This is a genomic window from Trinickia sp. NRRL B-1857 (assembly GCF_050470685.1).
Lineage (GTDB): Bacteria > Pseudomonadota > Gammaproteobacteria > Burkholderiales > Burkholderiaceae > Trinickia.
In genome coordinates, this window is record NZ_JBFLUK010000001.1 from 2,866,269 (window position 1) to 2,887,884 (window position 21,616).

Here is a 21,616-nt window from a genome sequence, read left to right on the forward strand (position 1 = left end):
AGCGGTGAGTAGGACCATATAAAGGAGAGTCCCCCATGAAATCCTCCCGTCGCACGTTTTTGATTACGAGTCTGGGCGCGGTGTCCGCGCTGGCATTGGCTTCGCGCGAGGCGTTGGCCGATGCGCCGCACGTTGCGGAAAACGATCCGACCGCCGTTGCGCTTGGCTACAAGATGGACGCGACCAAGGTCGACAAGGCCAAGTATCCGAAGTACGCCGCAGGCGAAACTTGCAGCAACTGCCAGTTCTATCAAGGCAAGGCGGCAGATGCCTTCGCGCCTTGTCCCATGTTCGGCGGCAAGCAAGTGGCCGGCAAGGGCTGGTGCAGCGCGTATTCGAAGAAGGCCTGATCGAGCCTGCGCTCACGCGAAATATGAAAATATCGGCGCGGTTTCCCGCGCCGATATTTCGTCGCTTACAAACTAGACGAGAGAAACACCAGCGTGCGGCCGTGCGCGAGTGCCGACGCATGCTGATCGTAGGCGGAGCGGTCTGAGCAATTGAAGCCGTGTCCCACGCCCGCGTAGTCGTGAAATTGCGCGTTCGCGTGACCCGCGAAGTGTCGCTTCACTTCGGCGACAGCTGTTTGCGGGATCGACGAGTCGTGCTCCGCATAATGAAACATCATCGGCACGCGGATGTTGGCCGCTTCGTCGAGCTTGTTTTGAATCCCGCCGCCATAGTAGGCAACGGCTGCGTCGACGGTGCCGCGCGCCGCCATCAAGTACGCGAGTTGTCCGCCGAAGCAAAAGCCCACGGCGCCGATTTTTCCGATCGTTTCAGGTAGCGCGCGCAGCGCCTTTGCCGCCGCACCGAGATCGGCCACGGTCTGGCCGGCATCGACTTGCTTGAGCAGCGCGAGGGCCTTGTCACGGTCGGCACCCTCGTAGCCGAGTTCGACCCGCCGCTCGCTGCGCCAGAAGATATCTGGCGCGAACGCGACATAGCCTGCAAGGGCGTATTGTTCGGCCACCGACCGAATATGCTCATTCACCCCAAAGATCTCTTGCACGATGACGACCCCAGGGCCTTTGCCCGCGCGCGGCAGCGCCAAGTAGCCGTCGTAGCGTTCGCCGCCGCCGGCGTCGATTTCCATCCATCGCGTCTTCACGTTCATTCGGGACTCCGGTTTCGCAATTTCGTTCGGGTCGCCAGTGTCGCATCGATTCGCGAATGCTGCTGAAGGCGGCCGACGCGCGCTTGTGCGGCCGAGCGGCGCGACGGAGCTTGGCGGCTCGTTCACCGAATGCGAACGAAACGATCTCGATAATTCATTTTTCGGGCGAGGGGGCTCGGCGTACAGTGGCCCCACTGCGGCGCGGTAGCCGGCGCGCATATCGAACGGAGCCAGGAGAGTCGAGATGAACACGAGAGCAACGAGCCGTTACCCCACGGCGTTCGCCGAACGCTTCGATCTGCGCCTGCCGCTCGTGCAGGCGCCGATGGTGGGGGCGACGACACCCGCGATGGTGATCGCATCGAGCAACGCGGGGGCGCTCGGTTGCCTCGGCGCCGGCGCGATGACGCCCGAGAAGCTGGCGGCTCAGGTGGCTGAGATCCGAGCCGCGACCTCTCGCCCGTTCGGCGTCAACCTCTTCGTGCTCGATTCGCAAGCGGTCGACGAAGCCGCGGTGCGCCGCGCGCTCGATGCGATCGACCCGTTACGCGCCGAGTTCGGATTGCCGCCGGGCCGCCTGCCCGAGCGATGCGCGCCGGCGTTTCGCGCCCAGCTCGATCGGCTGATCGCGTTGCGCGTTCCCGTCGTGAGCTTCACGTTCGGGGTGCTCGACGCGGCCGACGTGGCGCGTCTGAAGGCCGCGGGCAGCTATGTGATCGGCACGGCGACGCACGTGGCGGAGGGACTCGCTTGGCGCGATGCGGGTGCCGATGCCGTCTGTGCGCAAGGCGCCGAGGCGGGCGGCCATCGGGGCACGTTTATCGACGCCGATCGCAATCCTCTGATCGGTACCATGGCGCTCGTGCCGCAGCTCGTCGACGCGCTGGATATTCCGGTGTTGGCGGCCGGCGGCATCATGGACGGGCGCGGGATCGCGGCTGCCCTCGCGCTCGGCGCACAGGCCGCGCAACTCGGGACCGCGTTTCTCCCGTGCGCGGAGAGCGCGATCGCGCCGGATTGGCGCCGGCGGCTTGCCGCAAGCAGCGATACCGCGACGTCGGTGACCCGCGCGATAACGGGGCGCTATGCGCGCGGCATACGTAATACGTTGATGGAGCGGCTCGAGGCGGAGCCGGCACGCGTCGCGCCCTATCCCGTGCAAAACGCGCTGACGCAGGAATTGCGGCAAGCGGCCGCCAAAGCCGATCGAGGCGACTACCTCTCGCTGTGGTCGGGGCAAGGCGCGCCGCTTCTGCGGGGAAGACGTGCGCTTGGCGGGGCCGCCGAACTCGTCGACGCCCTCGACGCTGAATGGCGAGCTTGCGCGAATGCGGTTTCGCGTATCGGGATGACCGAATAAAGGCTCTACGGATCGACGTCGTATAAGCCGCTCGTCTACGGAACGACTGAATGGCGTTTGTATGTTTTCTTAAGCGGTTTTTTGATTCGGCTCAACCGCTTAGCCGGTCGAATTCTCAATTGAGCGCCGCACTGTTGCGCGGCCGCCGCACTGCCGACTGCTCGAAAACCCGCATGCTTAGTGGCTTTCCGGGCAGTCGGCTCGCTTTCCGCAAGCATATTTTGCGAAGCGCGCTATTAGTAGTCTTCCCACTTTCTCAAAAAAATCCCCAACTTTAATTTGTTGCCCTACACTTGCGCGCAGCACGCAGGCACGGCTTGTCACGAACTCGCCGGCTCACGTGCACCACCAAGTGCATGACGATGCATCCGACGTAATTGCCCCTTCGACAAAGACAAGAGGGAAGGCGGGGATTCGGGCGATCACGTCGTTTTTGGGACCGAAACCGGAGACTTACATGAATATCAAGATGCAAAAACTGTTGCCGATTACCGCGGCTGCAATGTTGTTCGCGACGATGGCAACGGGTGCCGTGGCAGACGAGATCGTCAAGATCGGTCACGTTGCGCCGCTGACGGGCCAAATCGCCCACCTCGGCAAGGACAACGAAAACGGCGCTCGTCTGGCTGTCGAAGAAATCAACAAGAAGGGTCTCGTCATCGGCGGCCAAAAGGTCACGCTGCAATTGGACGCGCAAGACGACGCGGCTGACCCGCGTACGGCTACGCAAGTTGCGCAGAAGCTCGTCGACGACAAGGTTGTCGCCGTGGTCGGCCACTTGAACTCCGGTACGTCGATTCCGGCATCGAAGATCTACAGCGATGCAGGCATCGTGCAAATCTCGCCGTCGGCAACGAACCCGCAATATACGCTGCAAGGCTTCAAGACGACGTTCCGCGTCGTGGCGACGGACGCGCAGCAAGGTCCCGCTCTCGCAAACTACGCAGCGAAGGATTTGAAGCTGAAGAAGGTCGCGATCGTCGACGACGCTACGGCATACGGCCAAGGCTTGGCGAACGAATTCGAAAAGACGGCGAAGTCGCTCGGCATGACGGTGCTCTCGCATGACGCGACGAACGATAAGGCTGTCGACTTCCGCGCGATTCTGACGAAGATCAAGGGCGAAGGCGCCGACGCGATCATGTACGGCGGTATGGACGCCACCGGCGGCCCGTTCGCCAAGCAAGCGAAGCAACTCGGCATCAAGGCGAAGATCCTGGCAGGCGACGGCGTCTGTACCGACCAGCTCGCCACGTTGGCCGGCGACGCGACCGACAACGTCGTGTGCTCGGAAGCGGGCCGCTCGCTCGAGAAGATGGGCAAGGCCGGCGAAGAGTTCCAGGCCAAGTTCAAGGCGCGTTTCGGTGTGCCGATCCAGATCTATGCACCGTTCACGTATGACGCGATCTACATCATCGTCGACGCGATGAAGCGCGCGAACTCGACCGATCCGGCGAAGATCCTCGCGGCGATGCCGGCGACGGACTACAAGGGTGTGATCGGCGAAACGCAATTCGACGCCCACGGCGACCTGAAGCACGGCGTGATCTCCTTGTATGACTACAAGGACGGCAAGAAGTCGCTGCTGAACGAAGTCAAGATGTAATCGACGCGAGCACGACCGATCGATGCAGGCAAACCGTTTCGGCGGTTTGCCCGGCGGAGAAAGGACGCGCGATCGACGGGCGTGTACGCGGTAGCGTATGCGCCCGTCGTGTTTTGGCGCGGGCGCTTTGCTGCTTAAACGCCGAGCCGTTTGAGCACGCGCGGGCCGATGAACGCGACGAGCGCCGCGCAGAGCGCCACGACGGAAAGACCGATCGATAGATTGGTCGCTTGCGCCACGCCGCCGATGAGCACGGGGCCGAACAGCAGGCCGACATAAGCGATGCTCGCCACGTGCGCGAGTCCTTCGGCCGCGTGAATCCCTTTTACGCGCATGGCGGCGGCGAACAGCACCGGCATCATGTTGGCCAGGCCAATGCCCATCATCGCGAACCCGACGAGCGCCGTCATCGAAAACGGCAGCACCAGCGCGCCGACCATCCCGGCGCAGGCCAGCGCTGCACTTACGAACACCAACTGCACGGCACCGAAGCGCGCGCGGACGGCGTCGCCCGCGAAACGCCCGGCCGCCATGGCGCCCGTGAACGCGGCATAGCCCGCACTGGCAAAGGCCGGCGTCGAGTGGACGATGTCGCGCATGTAGACGGCGGCCCAGTCGTACATGGCGCCCTCCGCGATCAACGCGATGAGCGCGACCGCACCGAGCGCCCATAGCACCGGCGAGCGCCAGCGGCTCGAGCGCGTCCCTTCGTGATGGCTCTCGCTATGCGGTACGTGCGGCAACACGACCGGGCACGCCACGGCGAGCACGCCGGCGCAAACGAGTCCTGCGAGCAGCATATGAACCGTACTCGGAACGCCGCGTCCGAGCGCGAGCCCGCCGACCCCGGCGCCGATCATGCCGCCGATGCTGAACATGCCGTGCAGCGAAGACATGATGGGCCGCCCCAGTGCTTGCTCCACCGCACTCGCTTCGGCGTTCATCGCAACGTCCATCGTTGCCATCCCCGCGCCGAACGCGGCGAGCACGGGTAACATCAGCGCATAGGTGGGCGCCACCAGAATGAGCGCCATGCTGACCGACATCACGAGGCCACCCACAAGGCATGCCCTGCGCGTACCGGCACGTGCGATCCATTTCGCATTGCCGACGGTGGCCGCGATCGAACCGCCCGTTAAGACGAACAGCGCGAGCGACAGCGTGGCCGGGTCGAGATTGAATTTGTCGCGTACGGTCGGAACATGCACGCCCCACGAGGCGTACGCCATGCCGGCGATGAAAAAGAGGGCCATCGTGGCGTACCGCGCGCGCTCGCGTGCGGCCGGAGCGAGATTGCGATGCGCGGCGGGAGCGGGCGAGGAAGTGGTTTGAGACACTTGTGCGAGACTAGAAAAAAGGGGCGTGAACGAGCGAAAATCCGGGCATCCGGATTCGCGCGCAAACGCTACGATGAATGGGAATCGCCGATTCTAACGGACGCCTTAACACCTCGCTCAGAGACCGAAGCGACCCGAAACCGGGCTAGACGCCATGAACATTTCCGCACACGCACCGCTGCATTTACTGCACCGCAAGCCCACTGGCGCATTGGCGAGCCATGCGCGCGAGCCGCTCGGCTACCCGTATCCGACGGCGTTGCCGTTCGCGCCCGATGCCCGACATCGGCCGGTCGTGCTGGTGAGTCGCTTGGCCGAGCATTCGCGCAACCTCGAGGCCGATGCGCGAGCGGGTTTTCTCGTGGTCGATACGCCGCCCAACGAGGACGTGCTGAACGGCGAGCGTTTGACCTTGCTGGGCCGTTTCGTACCGGGTGGACTCGAGCCGCCGCTCGTGCGGCGTTACTTACGCTATCACCCTGACGCGGAACGCTATCTCGCACTCGGCGATTTTTCGTTTCGCGTGCTTGAAATCGAGCGAATGCGATACATCGGGGGATTCGGTGCAATGGGCTGGCTCGACGCCGAGGAACTCGATCCGCTTGAACCGTTGACCGATGAAGACGAAACCGCGTTGATCGAATACTTCGATCGACACGTGAGCCGTCCCGCGGTAGTCCGTTTGGCAGGCGTGGATCGCTACGGGGCCGATTTGAAAGTGGACGGTCAGCGCCGGCGCTATGCATTCGATTCGGCAAAAGCAGATATGTCCTCGCTCGAACAAGCGCTCGCCCGCTGCATCGCCGATCACGCCGAATAGGTAGCGCGGCCGCGATGCGGTAATAGGGAAAATGCTGATAAGGCCAGTTGAAAACTGGCCGCCGATCGCCTCGAAAGCCGCGCCGGTGCATGATCCTATCATTCTATGAAAACTTTCTCCGGTATATGCCGAATCGATCTCATAATCTGAAAGTTATCAGGACGTTCAGTTCGCTCTAGCGTGGAAATATGAGATGAAAGTTGCATTGGGTAAATTGAGATCGACGCGCAGATGACGAATGAGTGAAACAATTCAATGAAGTTATTTTAAGCTGATGGTCTTTTCGGGCTTTTCGTTCGCTTGTCTTTTGTGCTAATCTCGCTTCCGAAATATCCGAGGCACCCAGCATTGAGGTGGCAAAACCGGCAAGAGATCGGCGCCATTTACTGAAACCACAAGGGAACATATGTCTTCTTACAAGGAACTTCTCGCCCAACGAGAGAAGCTGGAGAAGCAGATCGAAGAGGCGAAGGCGCGTGAATACGCCGAAGTGCTGAACGAGATCAAACAGAAAATGGCCGACTACGGCATTACGCTCGCAGAACTGGGCGGCGGCCGCGGCAAGCACGCCAAGGCTGGCCGTCCGCGTGCCGGCGTTGCGCCGAAATATCGTGATCCGGCAAGCGGCAATACGTGGTCGGGCCGTGGCAAGCCGCCCCGGTGGATTGCCGGTCAGGATCGCGATCAGTTCCTGATTCAAAAGTAATAGGCCTATCGGCGTAGCAGTCGGTCCGCCGACGCTATTGCGGGCAGCAGTCTAAATGAGAGCCGCGTAACCCAATGGGGTGCGCGGTTTTTATTTGTCTAATGAATGATTTCATTCGCCACGACATTGAGCCCTCGGACTCGGACGATTAAACCCGTCGCGAGACCTCGGAGCGAGACGCGAACAAGAATACGTCGCGTTCTCATAACCTCCTGATTGAAAAGGGAAAATCGCTGAAACTGTCACAGCGGCGCCGCGCCGTGCGCGATACAATTGAACGATAAACACCCGTCGCTGACCGTAGCCGATGCACTCTCACGCCCCCACCGAACTCCGATCCAGCGAAAAACAAGCCGTCGCGCGTAAAAGCACTTTTGCGAGCGTCGTGGTCAATATCGTTCTGATGAGCTTGCAGATCACGATAGGTTTTTTCGCTCATTCCCAGGCCTTGATCGCGGACGGGATTCATTCGCTGGCCGATCTGATCTCGGACTTCATCGTTCTGATCGCCAATCGGGCGAGCGCCGAGAAGCCCGACGCCGACCACAACTATGGCCATGCGCGCTACGAGACCGTCGCCTCGCTGTTTCTTGGTGCGCTGCTCGTGGCGGTCGGGGTGGGCATGCTATGGCGCGCCGGCACGCGGCTCGCCGATTTGGAGAACATTCCGGCGGTCCATGCCAGCGCGCTGATCGTGGCCGTCGTCGTATTGATTTCGAAGGAAGCCCTTTTTCGTTTCATGCTGCGCCAAGCCGAGCGCGTGCGTTCGGCGATGCTGATCGCGAACGCTTGGCATGCGCGCTCCGATGCGGCTTCGTCGCTCGTCGTCGCGGTCGGTATCGTCGGGAGCTTGTTCGGCGTTCGCCTGCTAGACCCGATCGCCGCCGCGATCGTCGGCTTCCTCGTGGCGCGGATGGGGTGGGTGTTCGGGTGGGATGCGCTCCAGGATCTCTCGGACCGTGCGCTGGACGAAGCGGCGACGGGCGACATCCGCAAGTTGCTGATGGCGACCCCCGGCGTGCGCGATGTGCACGAACTGCGTACGCGCAAGACCGGCGATCTCGCGTTGGTCGATGCGCACATTCTTGTCGACCCGCTGATCTCCGTCTCGGAGGGGCATTACATCGCCGAGTCCGCGCGAGCGCGCGTCATGATCGATAAGCGTGTGCTCGATGCGTTGATTCACGTCGATCCCGAGAACGACGCCGTGGCGCACCCACCGACGCGCCTGCCCGCGCGAGCCGCCGTGGCGACGCTCGTCGATGCGGAGTTGGCGAAGTACGGGCTGCGCGCTAGCGCGTTGAATGTGCACTATCTGAGCACCGGTCTCGATTTGGAAATCACGCTTGCGGCGGATCCGCTAAGCGGCCGCGAGCACGATGCCCAACTGGCGGATCGTGTGGACTTGAGCGCGTTGAAAGAGAAATTGGGGGCGCGCAATGTCACGCTTGCGCGCGAGATCGGAGCCGCGAAGGCGCGGGTGCCGGGGCACGCATAGCGGTGCGCCGCGCGGGCAAGCGAAGAGCGCTACGCCTCGTCAAAGCGGCAATTGCGTGTCGAATTTCACTTCACGCAGCACGACGCTCGTGCGGACTTGCGCGACAGCGGGGATCTTGAAGATCCGATCGTGCAGGAACGCGTCGTACGCTTTGATGTCGGGCGCGACGATTTTGAGGATGTAATCGGCTTCGCCTGTCGTGCTATAGCACTCGGTCACTTCGGGACAGGTGGAGATTTCGCGCTCGAACTGCTCGACGCCGCCTTCCGTATGCCGGGTCAAATGAATGTGCGCTAACGCGCAGACATGCAGCCCCAGCTTCTCGCGATCGAGCAGCGCCGTGTAGCGCTGAATGATGCCCGATTGCTCCATGTCCTTGATCCGTCGCCAGCAAGGCGTACTCGACAGCCCTACCTGATCGGAAATCTCCTGCACCGAACGTCGCGCGTCGAGCTGCAAAAGGCGCAGGATCCTTTGAGAAAACGTGTCGAGCGCCATCCGCGCCTCCATTACGACAGCCACTGCGTCCGATATTAGTGGCGGAAGAAACAAAAGGCAATCGAATGGCGGAAGGGCGAGGGATTTTCCCTAATTTGGCGGGCTCTCGGCGTCGTTTTGACCTACTCCCGTGGCGGCGACTTTCGCGTCGAGCGCTTTCGATTCGGCGACGTCGGCCGACGATTGCTGCATTACACGTAAATCTTTGAGCATGTTGCAAAAAAGCGCGCCTTGTTCGATCGCGTCGTCGAGCGCCACATGCGTGTGCGGGTGATCGTCGAACCAATGCTTGGGCATGCGCGGCTTGATGCATTTGCGATAGGGCAATCCCGTCATCGCAAAGGCCAGCGTCTTGATATCGAGCGCCGACCACGAGAACGGGCAGCGTCCGGCGAAGCGCATCATGTACCAGAACATGAACGAGAAATCGAAGCCGGCCGGCATGCCGACGAAGACGGGCTTGCCCGGCAGCGCCTCCACCCACTCTACATAGGCCACGAGCGCTTGCTCGGGGCGCCGCAAATCCGAGCGGCATGCCGCCCAAGCCTCGGGTTGCGTTTTCCACCAGGCTTCTTGCACGGGGTGGGCTTGCGCGCCGGGCAGCGTTTCGAGATTGGCCGAGAACGTGGCGATCAACTGCTTATCTTCGGTGTAGGCCGCCGATGCGAAACTGAGCATCGAATGGGGGCCGGGGATCGGGCCGTCGGCCTCGATATCGGTACTGACGTAGATTTCGGAACTCACGCGCTGACTCCATCGGCGACGTAGGGATTCGTGCGCCGCTCTTCGCCGAAGGTCGACGTGGGGCCGTGGCCGGGGACGAACGTGATGTCGTCGCCGAGCGGCCAGAGCTTCATGCGGATCGAGGCAATGAGATCGGCGTGGTTGCCGCGCGGGAAATCGGTTCGGCCGATCGAGCCCGCGAAGAGGACGTCGCCCACGAACGCAATGCGATGCCGGGTGCTGACGAACACGACGTGGCCCGGCGTATGGCCGGGGCAATGATAGACGTCCATCGTTTCTTCGCCGAATTGGACCGTGTCGCCGTCGTCGAGCCAGCGATCGGGCTCGAACGCTTGCGCGGCCGGAAAGCCGAAGCGCACGCTTTGATCGGGCAGTTTTTCGATCCAGAATCGCTCATCGCGATGCGGGCCCTCGATCGGCACCCCGTAGTGAGTGGCGAGCGTTTTCGCGCCGGCGCAATGATCGACGTGGCCGTGCGTGAGAAGGATCTTCTCGACGGTCGCGCCGTTTTCGGCCACGGCGCGTTGAATCAGTTCGAGGTCGCCGCCGGGATCGACGATGGCCGCACGGTTGGTCGCCTCGCAGATGACGAGCGAGCAGTTCTGCTGAAACGGCGTGACGGGAATGAGGAAGACCTTCATTGCGATGAGCCCGGACGGCAAAAAGAAGGATGGTACCAGCCGCGAGATGCCCGCGCTGCTTGGCCGAAAGACCGATACGCGATTTGTATTGTTACGGCCATAGGCAGAATCAATCGGGGGATCGAACCGTGCGCCCGGGATTGATCGATCTTTCTGCTATAATGCTTCAGCTTTCGCGCGAGGTATGCTCGCGCAGCTCTACCAGCGATCCGGCCCTTGTGTGAACTTACGCCCGCCGATCGCAGTCAATTGAAGTCCGAAGCCGTGGTGTAAGCGGCTTCTATCCGTGTCGACGAAGTTCGATGCACACGTCTTGTCCAGCCAGGCGCCGCGCGCCTGACACGGCCATCGGCCGTTACGCTGGGCAGGCCTACGCCGCCGTTCCTCGTGCCGTTAGGCGCGCAAGAACGTGGATGCCATGTTCGATGGCGGCGTTTGGGGTCTGGTCAAGCTGAAGGGGACAGCCGCGCCAGACGTGAATACCAACCGGGCTGAATGCGGCCGTATGTGGCCGCAGCCGAGTGTTTTGTCGCGCACACGCTTTGAGCGTGGGTGGCGTGTTGCACTCGATCGCCCGAGCCGTTCGTGCAGCGAAACGCTGGCTGCGTCGGCTCGACAGATTGGCTAAACGTCATATGAAACATCGATTTCGTCGATCGCTGGGGCTCCTTTTTGTCTTCGGCGCCTTCACGGGTTGCGCCATGCAACCGACGACCCAAACCGGGAGCGCAAGCCGCGTTCCCGCCGTCGCGCAGGGCGCGAACGCGCCGGTCGCGTTCGGTGCTGCCTCGGCGTTGCCGAATGCCGGCGACAAGTCCACGTCGCTGGCCGATGCCAAGCCGCTCGACGACGGCACGCCGGATATTTCCGACTTCAAGCAAGTCGGCCGCGCTTCGTGGTACGGCGGCCGCTTTGTCGGCCGTCGCACGGCGAGCGGCGAGCGGTTCAACACGCACGCCTTGACGGCTGCTCACAAGACGCTGCCTCTGGCCTCGTACGTGCGCGTGACGAATATGTCGAACCACAAGGTGGTCGTCGTGAAGATCAACGACCGCGGTCCGTATGTGCGCGGGCGCGTGATCGATTTGTCCTATGCGGCCGCCAAGGTGCTCGGATTGCAGCATGTCGGCACAGCGCGTGTGCAGATCGAAGGACTGTCGCAAGAAGAAGCGCGCGCCGAGCGTGCGGAAATGCTGGCGAGCAACAACACCGCGTCGAAGGGTGACGGTAACTAATCAGCGACTCGAAGTTTGAGCCGGAACGTTTAAGTCCGGCTGTGGACGGCGCCTTTAGGGCGCCGTTTTCGCATGAGTGAGGATATTCAGGATTACTAACTAATTTCCTGAAAATGGTGTGCGCCCGCGATCGATCGGGCGCCTGATTGGGCTTAGTCCTCGTGTTTTGAGAGCGTCAGGGCTCGTGCGTAAAGCGTATTGCGAGACGCCCCGGTTATCGAAGCCGCAAGCCGCGCCGCGGCGCTGACCGACACTTCCTCGAGCAGCATCGACAGCAATGCATCATGTGCCGATTCGTCTTGCTCGGCTTGTTCGGGTGCGCCTTGAACGACGAGTACGAATTCTCCGCGTTGCCGATTGGGATCTTCGGCCAGCCATGTTGGCCCTTCGGCCAAGGTGCAACGATGCACGGCCTCATGTAGCTTCGTCAGTTCCCGGGCAATCAGCAATTGCCGGCCGCCGCCGAGCGTATCGGCCAGCGCTTGCACGGTTTCGACGATGCGATGCGGCGCTTCGTAAAAGACCATCGCAAACGGGTGGCCAACCAGCGTTTGCAGATGGGCCGCGCGCTGTTTCGCTTTTGTGGGCAAGAAACCGACGAACGAAAACGCGCCGACGAAATCGCCGGCAGCGGAGACGGCTGTCGTCACCGCGCTCGCGCCCGGGAGCGGAACGACGGCGAGGCCTGCATTGCGCACGGCGTCGACGAGCTTCGCGCCGGGGTCCGAGATGCCGGGTGTGCCGGCGTCGGAGACATAGGCGACGCGCTCGCCGGCGCGCAGGCAATCGACGATCCGTTCGGCGGCTTCGCGTTCGTTGTGCTCGTGTACCGCAAGCAGCGGCTTCGAGACGCCGTAGAGCGCGAGCAGTTGGCCGGTGTTGCGCGTGTCCTCGGCTGCGATTCGGTCGACGAGGCCGAGCACGTGCAGCGCGCGCAGGGTGATGTCGGCGGCATTGCCGATCGGCGTCGCGATGACATACAGCGTGGCGGACGGGTACTGCTGCCGCTGCGCGAGATCGAGGAGGTTGGACATGAAGCGAGAGACGCGAACGAGCGAGGGAAGGCCGTCATTGTGCCACGCTCCGCCTGAGACGACGCCTGGGGCGGGGAGGCGTTCGATGCCGCAACAGCCGGGTGGCAAGGCGGCCGACAACTTTTCGGGGCGGCGCGAGTCGAAACGGATCGGTACCGCGTTCGAAGAGCAGGCGCTGACCTACCTGCGGCGGCAGCGTATGCGTCTCGTGGCGCGCAACGTGACGTGCCGAGGCGGCGAGATCGATCTCGTGATGCGCGACGTGGATGGCGTGCTGGTGTTCGTCGAAGTGCGGGCGCGGGCCGGGAGCCGCTATGGCGGCGCGGCGGCGAGCATCGGTCTGCACAAGCGGCAGCGCATTTTGTTCGCTGCGCGGTATTTTTTGTCGGTGCGGGGAGGAGCGGTTGGGCCTTGCCGGTTCGACGCCGTGGTATTCGAGGGGCGCAAGTTGGTTTGGCTGCGCGATGCCTTTCGAGAGGACGGTAGTTGAAACGTGCGGCTGGGTATGGCGAGTGCGTTAAACTTGCGCGCTGACGAAACGGCCGCGGATAGGCGGGGCCGGTAGAGCAGGGAAACGATGTCAGTCGAACGAATTCAACAGCATTTTCGCGAAAGCGCGGCATTGAAACTCGAGGCGCTCGACGCCCTATCCATGCCGATAGCGGCGGCCATCGATACGATGTTTGGCGCGCTTGCGAACGGCAACCGGATATTTGCGTGCGGCAATGGCGCGGGCGCCTCCGAGGCGCAGCGTCTTGTCGCGCATCTCACCGCGGGCTTCGAGCGCGAGCGACCTAGCTTGCCCGCTATCGCGTTGACTGCGGATAGCACCGTGCTGACGGCGCTGAGCGCGGGCGACGGTTTCGCTTCCGTCTACGCCAAGCAGCTTCGCGCGTTGGGACATGCGGGCGACGTGTTGATCGTCGTGGCTTCGATGGGCGATGCGGCCAACTTGGCTGAAGTGATCGCCGAGGCGCACGAACGAGAGATGTTCGTCGTTGCGCTGACGGGCAGCGGCGGCGGTAAGGTAGGCGAAGCGCTTGTTGAGACCGATATCCAGATTTGCGTGCCGTCGCAGCGGGCGGCGCGTATTCAAGAAGTGCACTTGTTGGCCATTCACTGCTTGTGCGACGGCATCGATGCCATGTTGCTCGGGGAAGATTGACTTCGAAGGGGAGTTCGTTGATGAGGGCAAATCGCGTCATGAAGACGCTTGTGCGAAGCACGCTGGCGGCGGCGACGGCGGCAGCATTGATCACGTCGTTGCAAGGGTGTGTGCTGGCGGTGGCCGGCGCGGCGGGCGGTGGGGCGCTGATGGCGACCGATCGACGCACCCTCGGCACGCAAACCGCCGACCGCGAGATTCAGGTGAAGGCGTACTCGCAGATCGCTAACCAGCTCGGCAATACGTCGCATGTCGATGTGACGGTGTTCAACCGGCGAGCGCTGCTGACGGGTGAAGTGCCCACCGATGCGGCGAAGCAGCAGGCGGAGCAGATTGCTCGCGGCGTGGGCGACGTCGAAGCGATCGTCAACGAGTTGAAGGTTGGGCCGATTACGGACTTTTCGGATCGGGCTAACGATTCGTATCTCGTCACGCGCGTGAAGACGATGCTGATCGCCGAGAAAGGGATTTCGGCGAACGACTTCAAGGTCGTGGGCGAGGCCGGGAACATCTATTTGATGGGGCTTGTGACGGAGCACGAGGGGAACCTTGGCGCGGCTGTCGCGGCGAACGTGCCCGGCGTGAAGAGTGTCGTGAAGGTGTTCCAGTACGTGCAGCCGGAGCAGGCGCAGGCGGTGTCGGCGACGGCTTCGCAGGCCGCCAGCGCGCCGAGTTCGGCGCAGTCGGCGGATGCTCAGCCTACGGTGGGGGCGGTGCCGATTGGTGGCGGAGTGACCGAACAGCCGCTCGATTCGCAGACGCCGGCGCCGGTGAGTAACTCCACGCAAGTGCATCCCGGTAGCAACGGGCAGGTGAAATGATGGTGGGTGCTCGTTGGCTGGGGATGGCGGCTGTCGTGGCGGTGGTTCTTGGCGCTGGTGTATGGTCGGAAGGGGCGTTGGCCGCTTCTTCGCCTGCCGGGTTTGACATCGCGACGAAGAACGCCTGCTTAGGGTGTCATGCCGTCGATCGGAAACTCGTCGGGCCGGCCTTTCGCGATATCGCCGCTAAGTACAAAGGTGACGCGCAAGCACAGGCTCGGCTCGAGAAGAAGGTGAGAGACGGCGGCTCCGGGGTTTGGGGCGTTATTCCTATGCCCTCGCACCCCAGAATGAGCGACGCCGATATCCATACGGTCGTTGGTTGGGTGCTTGCCGGTGCGCCCACCACCGCGGCTAAGTAGCTGCGACCGTTGGGGATTTTCATGCGGAAAGGGGCTTGTCAAACCCCTTAACCCCATGACAGAATTGCAGCTTCGTTGGGGCGGTAGCTCAGCTGGGAGAGCGTCGCGTTCGCAATGCGAAGGTCGGGAGTTCGATCCTCCTCCGCTCCACCAACAGAACATCCTAAGTTGTCCGAGAAGGTCCTGAAACCCCGCAGCCACAAAGGCTAGCGGGGTTTTTTATTTCCAACGACGTTCGATGACATCCATTGACATCCGGGGGCACCCGGGGGCATTTTAGGGGGCACTGTTGATGCCCCTAAAGGCGATGCCCCCACGGAGTCCCAAATGCCCCTTACCGACCTCGAAGTCCGGAACCTTCGCCCGCGAGATAAGGCGTACCGCCTTACCGACGGCTTGGGCATGTATCTCGAAGTGTCCCCGGCGGGTGGGAAGTATTGGCGGTTCAAATACCGCTTCGCTGGAAAGGAAAAGCGGTTGGCACTCGGCGTCTATCCGGAGATCGGTCCGAAAGAGGCGCGGTCTCGCCGTGATGAAGCCCGCCGACTGCTTGCCAACGGCATCGACCCCGGTATTGAGCGGAAAGTGCAGAAGGCCGCCAGCGTCGAACGTTCTTCGAACAGCTTCGAATCGGTTGCGCGCGAGTGGTTCGCTAGGCACGCGCCGGGGTGGGCGGCGAGTCATGCTGACAAAATCATGGCGCGTTTAGAGAATGATGTCTTCCCATGGTTGGGAGGTCGGTCGATCGCCGAGATCAAGGCACCCGAAGTGCTCGCGGTACTTCGACGTGTGGAGGCTAGAGGCGCACTTGATACGGCTCATCGCGTTCATCAGAACTGCGGCCAAGTTTTTCGCTATGCTGTTGCCACGGGGCGGGCGGAACGCGATGTTAGCTCCGACCTCAGAGGGGCACTCCCGGCAGCTCGTCATACGCATTTCGCATCCGTTACGGAGCCATCGGAGGTCGCGGCTCTTTTGCGGGCGCTAGACGGCTTTAAGGGAACATTCGTCGTTCAATGCGCCTTGCGCCTCGCGCCATTGCTGTTTGTTCGTCCGGGCGAACTCAGAACGGCTGAATGGGCGCAGTTCGACCTCGACAAACAGCAATGGCGTTACACCGTCTCGAAGACAAAAACCGAGCATCTGGTGCCGCTCGCAACCCAAGCTACAGCGATCCTGCGAGATCTACATGCGCTGACAGGTCGCCGGCAGTACGTGTTCCCAGGAAGAGACGTCAAGAAGCCAATGAGCGGCGCAGCAATCAACGCGGCTTTGAGGCGGCTCGGCTTTGATACGAAGACCGAAATCACTGGGCATGGATTTCGTGCAATGGCGCGTACGATCCTTCACGAGCAATTGCGCTTTCCGGCCGAAGTCATCGAGCACCAACTCGCACATAAGGTTCCGGACGCACTTGGCAATGCGTACAATCGAACGAAGTTTATTGACGACCGCGTTGCAATGATGCAGCAATGGGCTGATTACCTCGATAAGCTGAAGGCGGGGGCGGACGTTATTCGGATCGCCAATAAATAATTCAGTTCGACGACGTGCTTCTATCGGTGGGCGCCAAGGGGAACACAATGGCAAAACTCAAGAATTCTTCGGCAACAGCGGCAAAAAGCGCGCAGACCAGTGCGTCGGCGTCTTCCAAGCGCACAGATGCGGGATATACGTCGGCCACGCCAAATACCTCACGCCCATCGGTGGTGGAAAGCGAGTTTTTTACCAGCCAAGCGCCCTACTACCGTATCGATCAGGCAGCGGAACTACTTGGATGTTCCAGTGGTGAACTGCTGACCCTCGGGGCAACTGGGTATGTCGAAGTCATGGCTCCGATTCTCGGGGCGGTTTCGTTCGAACTTGGCCGAGCCCATTCGATCGCTCCATTTGTCGAGATTGACGAAATATTGCGAGCAGATTTTTTTTCATGGGATCGGGTGATAATCAGCCGCTTCGACCTCGCACACATTGAGGCTCTTGGTTGGGTCATTCCTACTTCATTTAGATGTCCGGGGAAAGCAGAGGACGTTATCCGGAAATGGCTATCAGAGCACGGTGAGCTTACGGACGACGAGCGCTACCGCGTGCTACAGGACCGCCTCGCCTCTCAAATTTGCGAGGCCCGAGAGGGTATGCAATTTCCGAAGGAAATAAGGTCAGTCGAGAATGCGCCCTCGCTTTTTACGGGAGAAAACGGGCAGGCACCCTCGGCGACTTATCCACCGTTCGACCCTTATGTCGGTATTCTACATGCGAAACGGGCGGCGTTGTATGGTTTATGGACGGTCGCAGAAAACGCTGTTGAGGAAATCGGGCGAGTAACAGAAAGCCATCTCTTCATTTCGCGTGCCGAAATTTGGCGGCTCTACTGTGGAGGCCAGTCCCAATCTCCAGCGTTGACACTCGACACAAAGCCTTTAGATCGAGCCTCGTTCCACGGCAACGAGTGGCGATTCTCCAATGAGCGCGAGGCAGTACTTCGTGTCGCCATTTATGCTGCTTCGCGAAATCCCCAGGTCATGGAGACCGCGACGAAATGGGCAGACGCGATTGAGCAGCGTTGGACGCAAGTATTCCGCGAGGAGGCTCCTCCCGAAGTGCATCCCGATGAGCTCCCTTACCAGCTTGACCTCAACGTGGCGCGCAGATGCCGAGAGGGCCCCATTCGGCAACGTGCCGGCATCGAAAAATTGTTACGAGAGGTGATGATGAGGAGAGCATCCGGAGAATAGTCGCTAGCAAGTAAATTTAGTCGGTCGAACTCACCCGCATCTGCCCGTTATCGTCTCAGCCATGCCGGTACGTCCCGGTGTGTGCTTAAGGAGAGCACCTATGGCTGAGCAAACCTCTTTTCCCATCGTTATGCTGCGTCGGTCCGACTTGTTGGCATGCACGGGGCTGTCGAAAGCTGCCGTGTACGACAAGATGAATCCGAGATCGCCTCGCTACGACCCGACGTTCCCTAAGCAAGTGAAGCTGGGTGCCAAATCTGTCGGTTGGCCACAGCACCTCGTGATGCAGTGGCTCCAGTCTCGCATCAACGCAAGTTGCGCCTCATAGCGACAGGCCGCCGGCGTCGTGTGAGCAAGTTCCATGACGCTCGCCACGCATACAAGATGAGGGGCAGCCACTACAAGTTAGCGGACGATTGTCCAACTAGGTCCCACTAGTTCGGGCCTTCGCGCCGCCGTGCCTTGCGGTCCCACGCAGTTCCCGTCTCTCGAGGCGGCGCGGGCCAGACCTTAGCTACCCCGGTAATTGTGTAAGTCGAAAAAGATGTTCGACGTCGGGAGTGAGCCGATAACCGGGATGTGTCGTCCATGGGGAGGCGTGGTGATCGCGTTGCGCGAATTATGGATTTTAATGTTATTAAGATAGATTAATTGAAATGAGAGTGATATGTCTGGGGATGATCTTGGTGAAATGAATGATGAGTTCGATGTGAATCATTTTGATGATTTCTCTGACTCGGCATTATTTGAGGCTATCGACTGTGACATGAATATGGCAAGTGAAGAGGTCGATGGCAAAGAGGTGATGATCTATGCTCTTGATTTTGCAAATGATCTCTTGGTCATAGAGGATTTCGTTCGTGATGCTGTTTTCACAACTGATGCTGCATTTGCGATAGATGAACATCGTAGTCGAAGAGTGGCAACGATCAACAAATGGTTTGATCGATACCATCGATCTTTGACGGCTTTATCATCCATTTGTCGCCCTCAGTATCAGTACAGCCCTAGAGTTGAACTTGTATTTTCTTTGGCGCGAGAGTTTGATTTCTTGAGTGATCTATCTCGCAATCCGAATGCTCTCGTGGGATGTGCGGAAGAGATTCTGAATGGATCTCGGACAATTGTTGCGGACTGCTACAATGACCTCATTGAAAGGCTCAGGGGTGAATACAAAAAAAGAAAGATTGGTCGAAAGATAAGTAAGAGAATTGAGAATGCGAAAAATAATTATGTTGATGCTTGTCACTATGTAGATTGGATCATGGCGCGTTTTGCACGAATCGCCGTGGTTCGTCTGGATGTTGGTTATCGTAAGGAGGATACCGTCGAGACGACGCTCGAGTGCGCTATGAACGACTACCGGAAGCTCATACAGAAACGTAGAGGAAAACAAAGTGTGTTCGGTGAGATGGTGGGCTACGTAGCGAAGTTGGAGTATTCAAGCGTTAAGGGGTATCACTTTCATTTCATGTTGTTCTTCAATGGAGCGAAGAAAAGAAATCATTCATACTTGGCAGAGCAGATTGGTACGTATTGGCGGGATGAGGTAACTTTGGGTGCGGGAACCTATTACAATTGCAATAGAAGTATGAACAAATATAAGCGCTGCGGTATCGGATTAGTGGACCATTGGGACGCTGCAAAACGCAGCAATTTGTTGTTTGCGCTTAGCTATCTAACGAAGAGCGAGCAGTACGTGCTTGTCAAAACAAAGTCGGGCCAGCGGACTTTCTTCAAGGGGCACAAGAGAAAACACTCGCAAAAAGGCGGGCGCCCAAGACGAAAATGAAGAACAGCCAGGGGCTGCGTTGCAATTGCAGGCCGAGGTCGGTCGGGGCCTTCGCTTTCGGTTTCTCTTCTACCATAGCGGGCGAGCGGAGCGTGCGCGATCTACGGCAGCTCAGCTTATACCGCTAGCCGAGGCGATAGATCCTGGATCTGAGTGTGCAAAGGAGGGCGCCTAGTTCACTCTCCGAATCACTGGCCTGTACGTTTGCGAGTGCGTCGTTCATTCGTCGATGGAGTGCCGCTAGATCGTCATTGACACTATCGATGATCGTCGATCGCTCGATGTCGGCAAACTGCAGCTTGTTGTACGTTGCCCGGCCGGTTTCGCTTGTCGGTCGGTATTTCACGAAGCAAATTTCCTCGGTCGCGAGGTGAACGAGGTTAATATGATCGCCATAGCGGAACCCATTCGCGACCGGGTCGATGATCGTTAGGCCCCCGGTGAGCGTCCCCCGATCGACGCGCGCAGCTTTCCATTGGTTGCAGTCGGTACAACCGATTGTGAGATTCCCTAAGGCAAAGGTGCGCTCAGGGTAGCTCGCCTTGGGATAGACGTGCTCGATGTGCCAGCCATATCCGTAATGCCCTACCGGGCGCTTGCAGTAAGCGCAAGCACGTCGGGCTTTGAACTCCAGATGATCGACGACTAGCTTTTTAAGTGACTTCAGCGCGGCTAGCTCGTTGGCATTAAAGACGACCGGTGGCTGGTTTTCGTCGTAGCGATACCTAGCGACGGGCGATGAAAAACAACGCCAAGCCGTGGTGCCTGTCAAAGGCCCATTTACGGCGAGTTGCGAAAGTCTGCGAAGTGCCGCTTTCTCAACTTCAGTTGTTGCCAAAGTCATCATTGTCTGTCTTCCTCCGTTCCAAACGCAGGCGCGTGGTTCCGAACAACCTTGACTGCGGCACGGATATTCCTCTTATCAGCGTTGGACAGTCCTTGCTTTCCGCTCATGGATTCGAGCCTAGCTACCACGTCGTCACTGGTACCAGGTTCTTCTATTGCATTGAGGACCGACTCAGCGATCTCGACGTCGACGGAAGTGGTGCGATAAGTTGCCGTATTAAAATCCCTGAGCACGAGCCGTTCGTGGCTGGCAATGTCGCCGAACTTGTGATGTCTAAATGTCAGGGGCTGCTTGTCTTCTAGCTGCCCTCGCTCCAGTACGACAACCATCGCGTCCGTGCTGTCTGCCTTTGTTCGCGCTCCTTCAGAAATGATGACGGGCGAGTGTGTCGCGACGACGACGTGATACCGCCTTTGTCCTTGCAAGAGGGCGCGAAGCGAACGATGGAAGTCTCTCTGCCAATGTAAATGAAGACTGATTTCAGGTTCATCGATAAGAATCAGCGCGCCCTCCTGTGCGACCGAAAGCACCTTGGCGTAAGTGAGGGCCCGGTTTTGCTCCCCAGTACTTAATTGGTCGAAATCGATCGTTGTGCGGATGCCATCGCGGCGACGAACGAAGATGTTGACCTCCGGATTGAGGCTCATAAACTTCTGAAGCGAGGTGGCTTGAGCAATCGATAAAGCGGAGAAGGATACGTGTCGCCCGAAAAGCTCCTTTACGGTGGCTTGTTCGGCTCGGTCCAGGGTAGACGAGATAGGGTCTCCCTTGAGCTTCCGGCGATCAACAAGTTTTTGGAGATCGATCTTGCCGCTTTCAGGACCACGCAGGGAGAACATGAAATTCATTTCGAGCGTCGCCTCTAGCCTGCGCACAGCGCTCCGGTTGCGAACAATTCCCTTCAATATAATTTTCGAGAGCTGACGATCGATTGCAGCATGAAATACTGCGTTGCCCGATGTGCGCGCGCCTAGGTACTCGATGCACCCCCGGTTCGTTAGAGTGAAGCGGTCGTACACGGCGTTTGAGATGCAGCCGACAATCTGAGGCGTGTCTTGTGAATCGGAAAAGTGGCTGGCGATCTTAGCGAGCTGACGGCTTTTGCCGGTGCCGTTGTTGCCGATGACGTACGTGTAGTGAGGGCCTTTGCCCGTCCTCAACGACGCCTCTATTCCTTCGAGTAAAAACCCGAACAGCTTGTCTTCCGGAGCTTGCGGTACATCCACGTCTGCGTTTGCTAGATCCATCTTGTCCCCGTTAACGGCTAGCGGCTTATTGGGCCCATAGTTCTTTCGCTG

General features: G+C 59.9%; 23 protein-coding genes and 1 tRNA gene. 16 read left to right on the top strand and 8 right to left on the bottom strand.

Annotated elements, in window-relative coordinates:
- Positions 1 to 35: 35 nt before the first annotated feature.
- Positions 36 to 350 carry a high-potential iron-sulfur protein gene (locus tag AB1286_RS12795; RefSeq protein ID WP_430363638.1) on the top strand — a complete coding sequence of 105 codons (315 nt, stop codon included), beginning with the start codon at positions 36 to 38 and terminating at the stop codon, positions 348 to 350.
- A 65-nt stretch (positions 351 to 415) separates the two neighbouring features.
- On the opposite strand, the gene AB1286_RS12800 is transcribed toward AB1286_RS12795, so the two are convergent.
- Complete coding sequence (locus tag AB1286_RS12800; RefSeq protein WP_430365054.1) at positions 416 to 1,111, bottom strand: dienelactone hydrolase family protein; 696 nt, start codon at positions 1,109 to 1,111, stop codon at positions 416 to 418.
- A 250-nt stretch (positions 1,112 to 1,361) separates the two neighbouring features.
- On the opposite strand from AB1286_RS12800, the gene AB1286_RS12805 reads away from it, so the two are divergent.
- Together AB1286_RS12805 and AB1286_RS12810 are read left to right on the top strand one after the other, a co-directional pair.
- On the top strand, positions 1,362 to 2,477 hold the full coding sequence (locus AB1286_RS12805; RefSeq protein WP_430363639.1) for an NAD(P)H-dependent flavin oxidoreductase: 1,116 nt from the start codon (positions 1,362 to 1,364) through the stop codon (positions 2,475 to 2,477).
- A gap of 457 nt (positions 2,478 to 2,934) precedes the next feature.
- The gene (locus tag AB1286_RS12810) at positions 2,935 to 4,083 is read left to right on the top strand and encodes a branched-chain amino acid ABC transporter substrate-binding protein (protein ID WP_430363640.1); all 1,149 of its coding nucleotides are present in this window, start codon (positions 2,935 to 2,937) and stop codon (positions 4,081 to 4,083) included.
- A 134-nt stretch (positions 4,084 to 4,217) separates the two neighbouring features.
- Here AB1286_RS12810 and AB1286_RS12815 read toward each other — a convergent pair whose 3' ends face one another.
- A complete protein-coding gene (locus tag AB1286_RS12815) occupies positions 4,218 to 5,420 on the bottom strand; it encodes an MFS transporter (RefSeq protein WP_430363642.1) in 1,203 nt (400 codons plus the stop codon).
- Positions 5,421 to 5,574: 154 nt separating this feature from the next.
- Here AB1286_RS12815 and AB1286_RS12820 point away from each other — a divergent pair, with 154 nt between their 5' ends.
- From AB1286_RS12820 to AB1286_RS12830, 3 genes are all read left to right on the top strand, one after another.
- The gene (locus AB1286_RS12820) at positions 5,575 to 6,240 is read left to right on the top strand and encodes a HugZ family protein (protein ID WP_430363643.1); all 666 of its coding nucleotides are present in this window, start codon (positions 5,575 to 5,577) and stop codon (positions 6,238 to 6,240) included.
- Between the two features lie 406 nt (positions 6,241 to 6,646).
- On the top strand, positions 6,647 to 6,946 hold the full coding sequence (locus AB1286_RS12825; protein WP_116138250.1) for an H-NS family nucleoid-associated regulatory protein: 300 nt from the start codon (positions 6,647 to 6,649) through the stop codon (positions 6,944 to 6,946).
- 307 nt (positions 6,947 to 7,253) lie between these two features.
- Positions 7,254 to 8,444, top strand: coding sequence for a cation diffusion facilitator family transporter (locus AB1286_RS12830; RefSeq protein ID WP_430363644.1), 1,191 nt, complete (start codon positions 7,254 to 7,256; stop codon positions 8,442 to 8,444).
- Positions 8,445 to 8,483: 39 nt separating this feature from the next.
- On the opposite strand, the gene AB1286_RS12835 is transcribed toward AB1286_RS12830, so the two are convergent.
- The 3 genes from AB1286_RS12835 to AB1286_RS12845 all read right to left on the bottom strand — a co-directional run bounded on the left by AB1286_RS12835 (position 8,484) and on the right by AB1286_RS12845 (position 10,327).
- Positions 8,484 to 8,942, bottom strand: coding sequence for an Lrp/AsnC family transcriptional regulator (locus AB1286_RS12835; protein WP_102644038.1), 459 nt, complete (start codon positions 8,940 to 8,942; stop codon positions 8,484 to 8,486).
- Between the two features lie 90 nt (positions 8,943 to 9,032).
- Positions 9,033 to 9,686, bottom strand: a complete 654-nt coding sequence (locus AB1286_RS12840; RefSeq protein ID WP_430363645.1) for an exonuclease — start codon at positions 9,684 to 9,686, stop codon at positions 9,033 to 9,035.
- Positions 9,683 to 10,327: an MBL fold metallo-hydrolase gene (locus AB1286_RS12845; RefSeq protein ID WP_430363646.1), complete on the bottom strand. Its 645-nt coding sequence runs from the start codon at positions 10,325 to 10,327 to the stop codon at positions 9,683 to 9,685. Before AB1286_RS12845 ends, AB1286_RS12840 begins: the two co-directional genes overlap by 4 nt.
- Before the next feature lie 635 nt (positions 10,328 to 10,962).
- On the opposite strand from AB1286_RS12845, the gene AB1286_RS12850 reads away from it, so the two are divergent.
- The gene (locus tag AB1286_RS12850) at positions 10,963 to 11,562 is read left to right on the top strand and encodes a septal ring lytic transglycosylase RlpA family protein (RefSeq protein WP_430363647.1); all 600 of its coding nucleotides are present in this window, start codon (positions 10,963 to 10,965) and stop codon (positions 11,560 to 11,562) included.
- Positions 11,563 to 11,714: 152 nt separating this feature from the next.
- Here the strand turns inward: AB1286_RS12850 and rsmI are convergent, their stop codons facing one another.
- Positions 11,715 to 12,596 carry a 16S rRNA (cytidine(1402)-2'-O)-methyltransferase gene (gene rsmI / locus AB1286_RS12855; RefSeq protein ID WP_430363648.1) on the bottom strand — a complete coding sequence of 294 codons (882 nt, stop codon included), beginning with the start codon at positions 12,594 to 12,596 and terminating at the stop codon, positions 11,715 to 11,717.
- On the opposite strand from rsmI, the gene AB1286_RS12860 reads away from it, so the two are divergent.
- The 9 genes from AB1286_RS12860 to AB1286_RS12900 all read left to right on the top strand — a co-directional run bounded on the left by AB1286_RS12860 (position 12,595) and on the right by AB1286_RS12900 (position 19,471).
- Positions 12,595 to 13,086, top strand: a complete 492-nt coding sequence (locus AB1286_RS12860; RefSeq protein ID WP_430363649.1) for a YraN family protein — start codon at positions 12,595 to 12,597, stop codon at positions 13,084 to 13,086. The two genes, rsmI and AB1286_RS12860, sit on opposite strands and share 2 nt — an antisense overlap.
- 87 nt (positions 13,087 to 13,173) lie before the next feature.
- Entirely contained in the window at positions 13,174 to 13,761 is a 588-nt protein-coding gene (locus AB1286_RS12865; protein WP_430363650.1) for an SIS domain-containing protein, read from the top strand.
- Positions 13,762 to 13,781: 20 nt separating this feature from the next.
- Complete coding sequence (locus AB1286_RS12870) at positions 13,782 to 14,582, top strand: BON domain-containing protein (RefSeq protein ID WP_430363651.1); 801 nt, start codon at positions 13,782 to 13,784, stop codon at positions 14,580 to 14,582.
- Positions 14,582 to 14,944, top strand: a complete 363-nt coding sequence (locus AB1286_RS12875) for a c-type cytochrome (protein WP_430365055.1) — start codon at positions 14,582 to 14,584, stop codon at positions 14,942 to 14,944. The genes AB1286_RS12870 and AB1286_RS12875 overlap by 1 nt, the downstream gene beginning before the upstream one ends.
- A gap of 77 nt (positions 14,945 to 15,021) precedes the next feature.
- A tRNA-Ala gene (locus AB1286_RS12880) sits at positions 15,022 to 15,097 on the top strand.
- A gap of 174 nt (positions 15,098 to 15,271) precedes the next feature.
- A complete protein-coding gene (locus AB1286_RS12885) occupies positions 15,272 to 16,480 on the top strand; it encodes a tyrosine-type recombinase/integrase (protein ID WP_430363652.1) in 1,209 nt (402 codons plus the stop codon).
- 47 nt (positions 16,481 to 16,527) lie between these two features.
- Entirely contained in the window at positions 16,528 to 17,679 is a 1,152-nt protein-coding gene (locus AB1286_RS12890; protein ID WP_430363653.1) for a hypothetical protein, read from the top strand.
- Positions 17,680 to 17,809: 130 nt separating this feature from the next.
- Positions 17,810 to 18,007, top strand: a complete 198-nt coding sequence (locus tag AB1286_RS12895) for a helix-turn-helix transcriptional regulator (protein ID WP_430365056.1) — start codon at positions 17,810 to 17,812, stop codon at positions 18,005 to 18,007.
- A 339-nt stretch (positions 18,008 to 18,346) separates the two neighbouring features.
- Positions 18,347 to 19,471, top strand: coding sequence for a hypothetical protein (locus AB1286_RS12900; RefSeq protein ID WP_430363654.1), 1,125 nt, complete (start codon positions 18,347 to 18,349; stop codon positions 19,469 to 19,471).
- A gap of 124 nt (positions 19,472 to 19,595) precedes the next feature.
- On the opposite strand, the gene AB1286_RS12905 is transcribed toward AB1286_RS12900, so the two are convergent.
- Both AB1286_RS12905 and AB1286_RS12910 read right to left on the bottom strand, forming a co-directional pair.
- Positions 19,596 to 20,318, bottom strand: coding sequence for an HNH endonuclease (locus AB1286_RS12905; protein WP_430363655.1), 723 nt, complete (start codon positions 20,316 to 20,318; stop codon positions 19,596 to 19,598).
- Positions 20,315 to 21,565 (bottom strand): AAA family ATPase, encoded by a 1,251-nt coding sequence (locus AB1286_RS12910; RefSeq protein ID WP_430363656.1) that lies wholly within the window; start codon positions 21,563 to 21,565, stop codon positions 20,315 to 20,317. The genes AB1286_RS12905 and AB1286_RS12910 overlap by 4 nt, the downstream gene beginning before the upstream one ends.
- Positions 21,566 to 21,616: the final 51 nt, after the last annotated feature.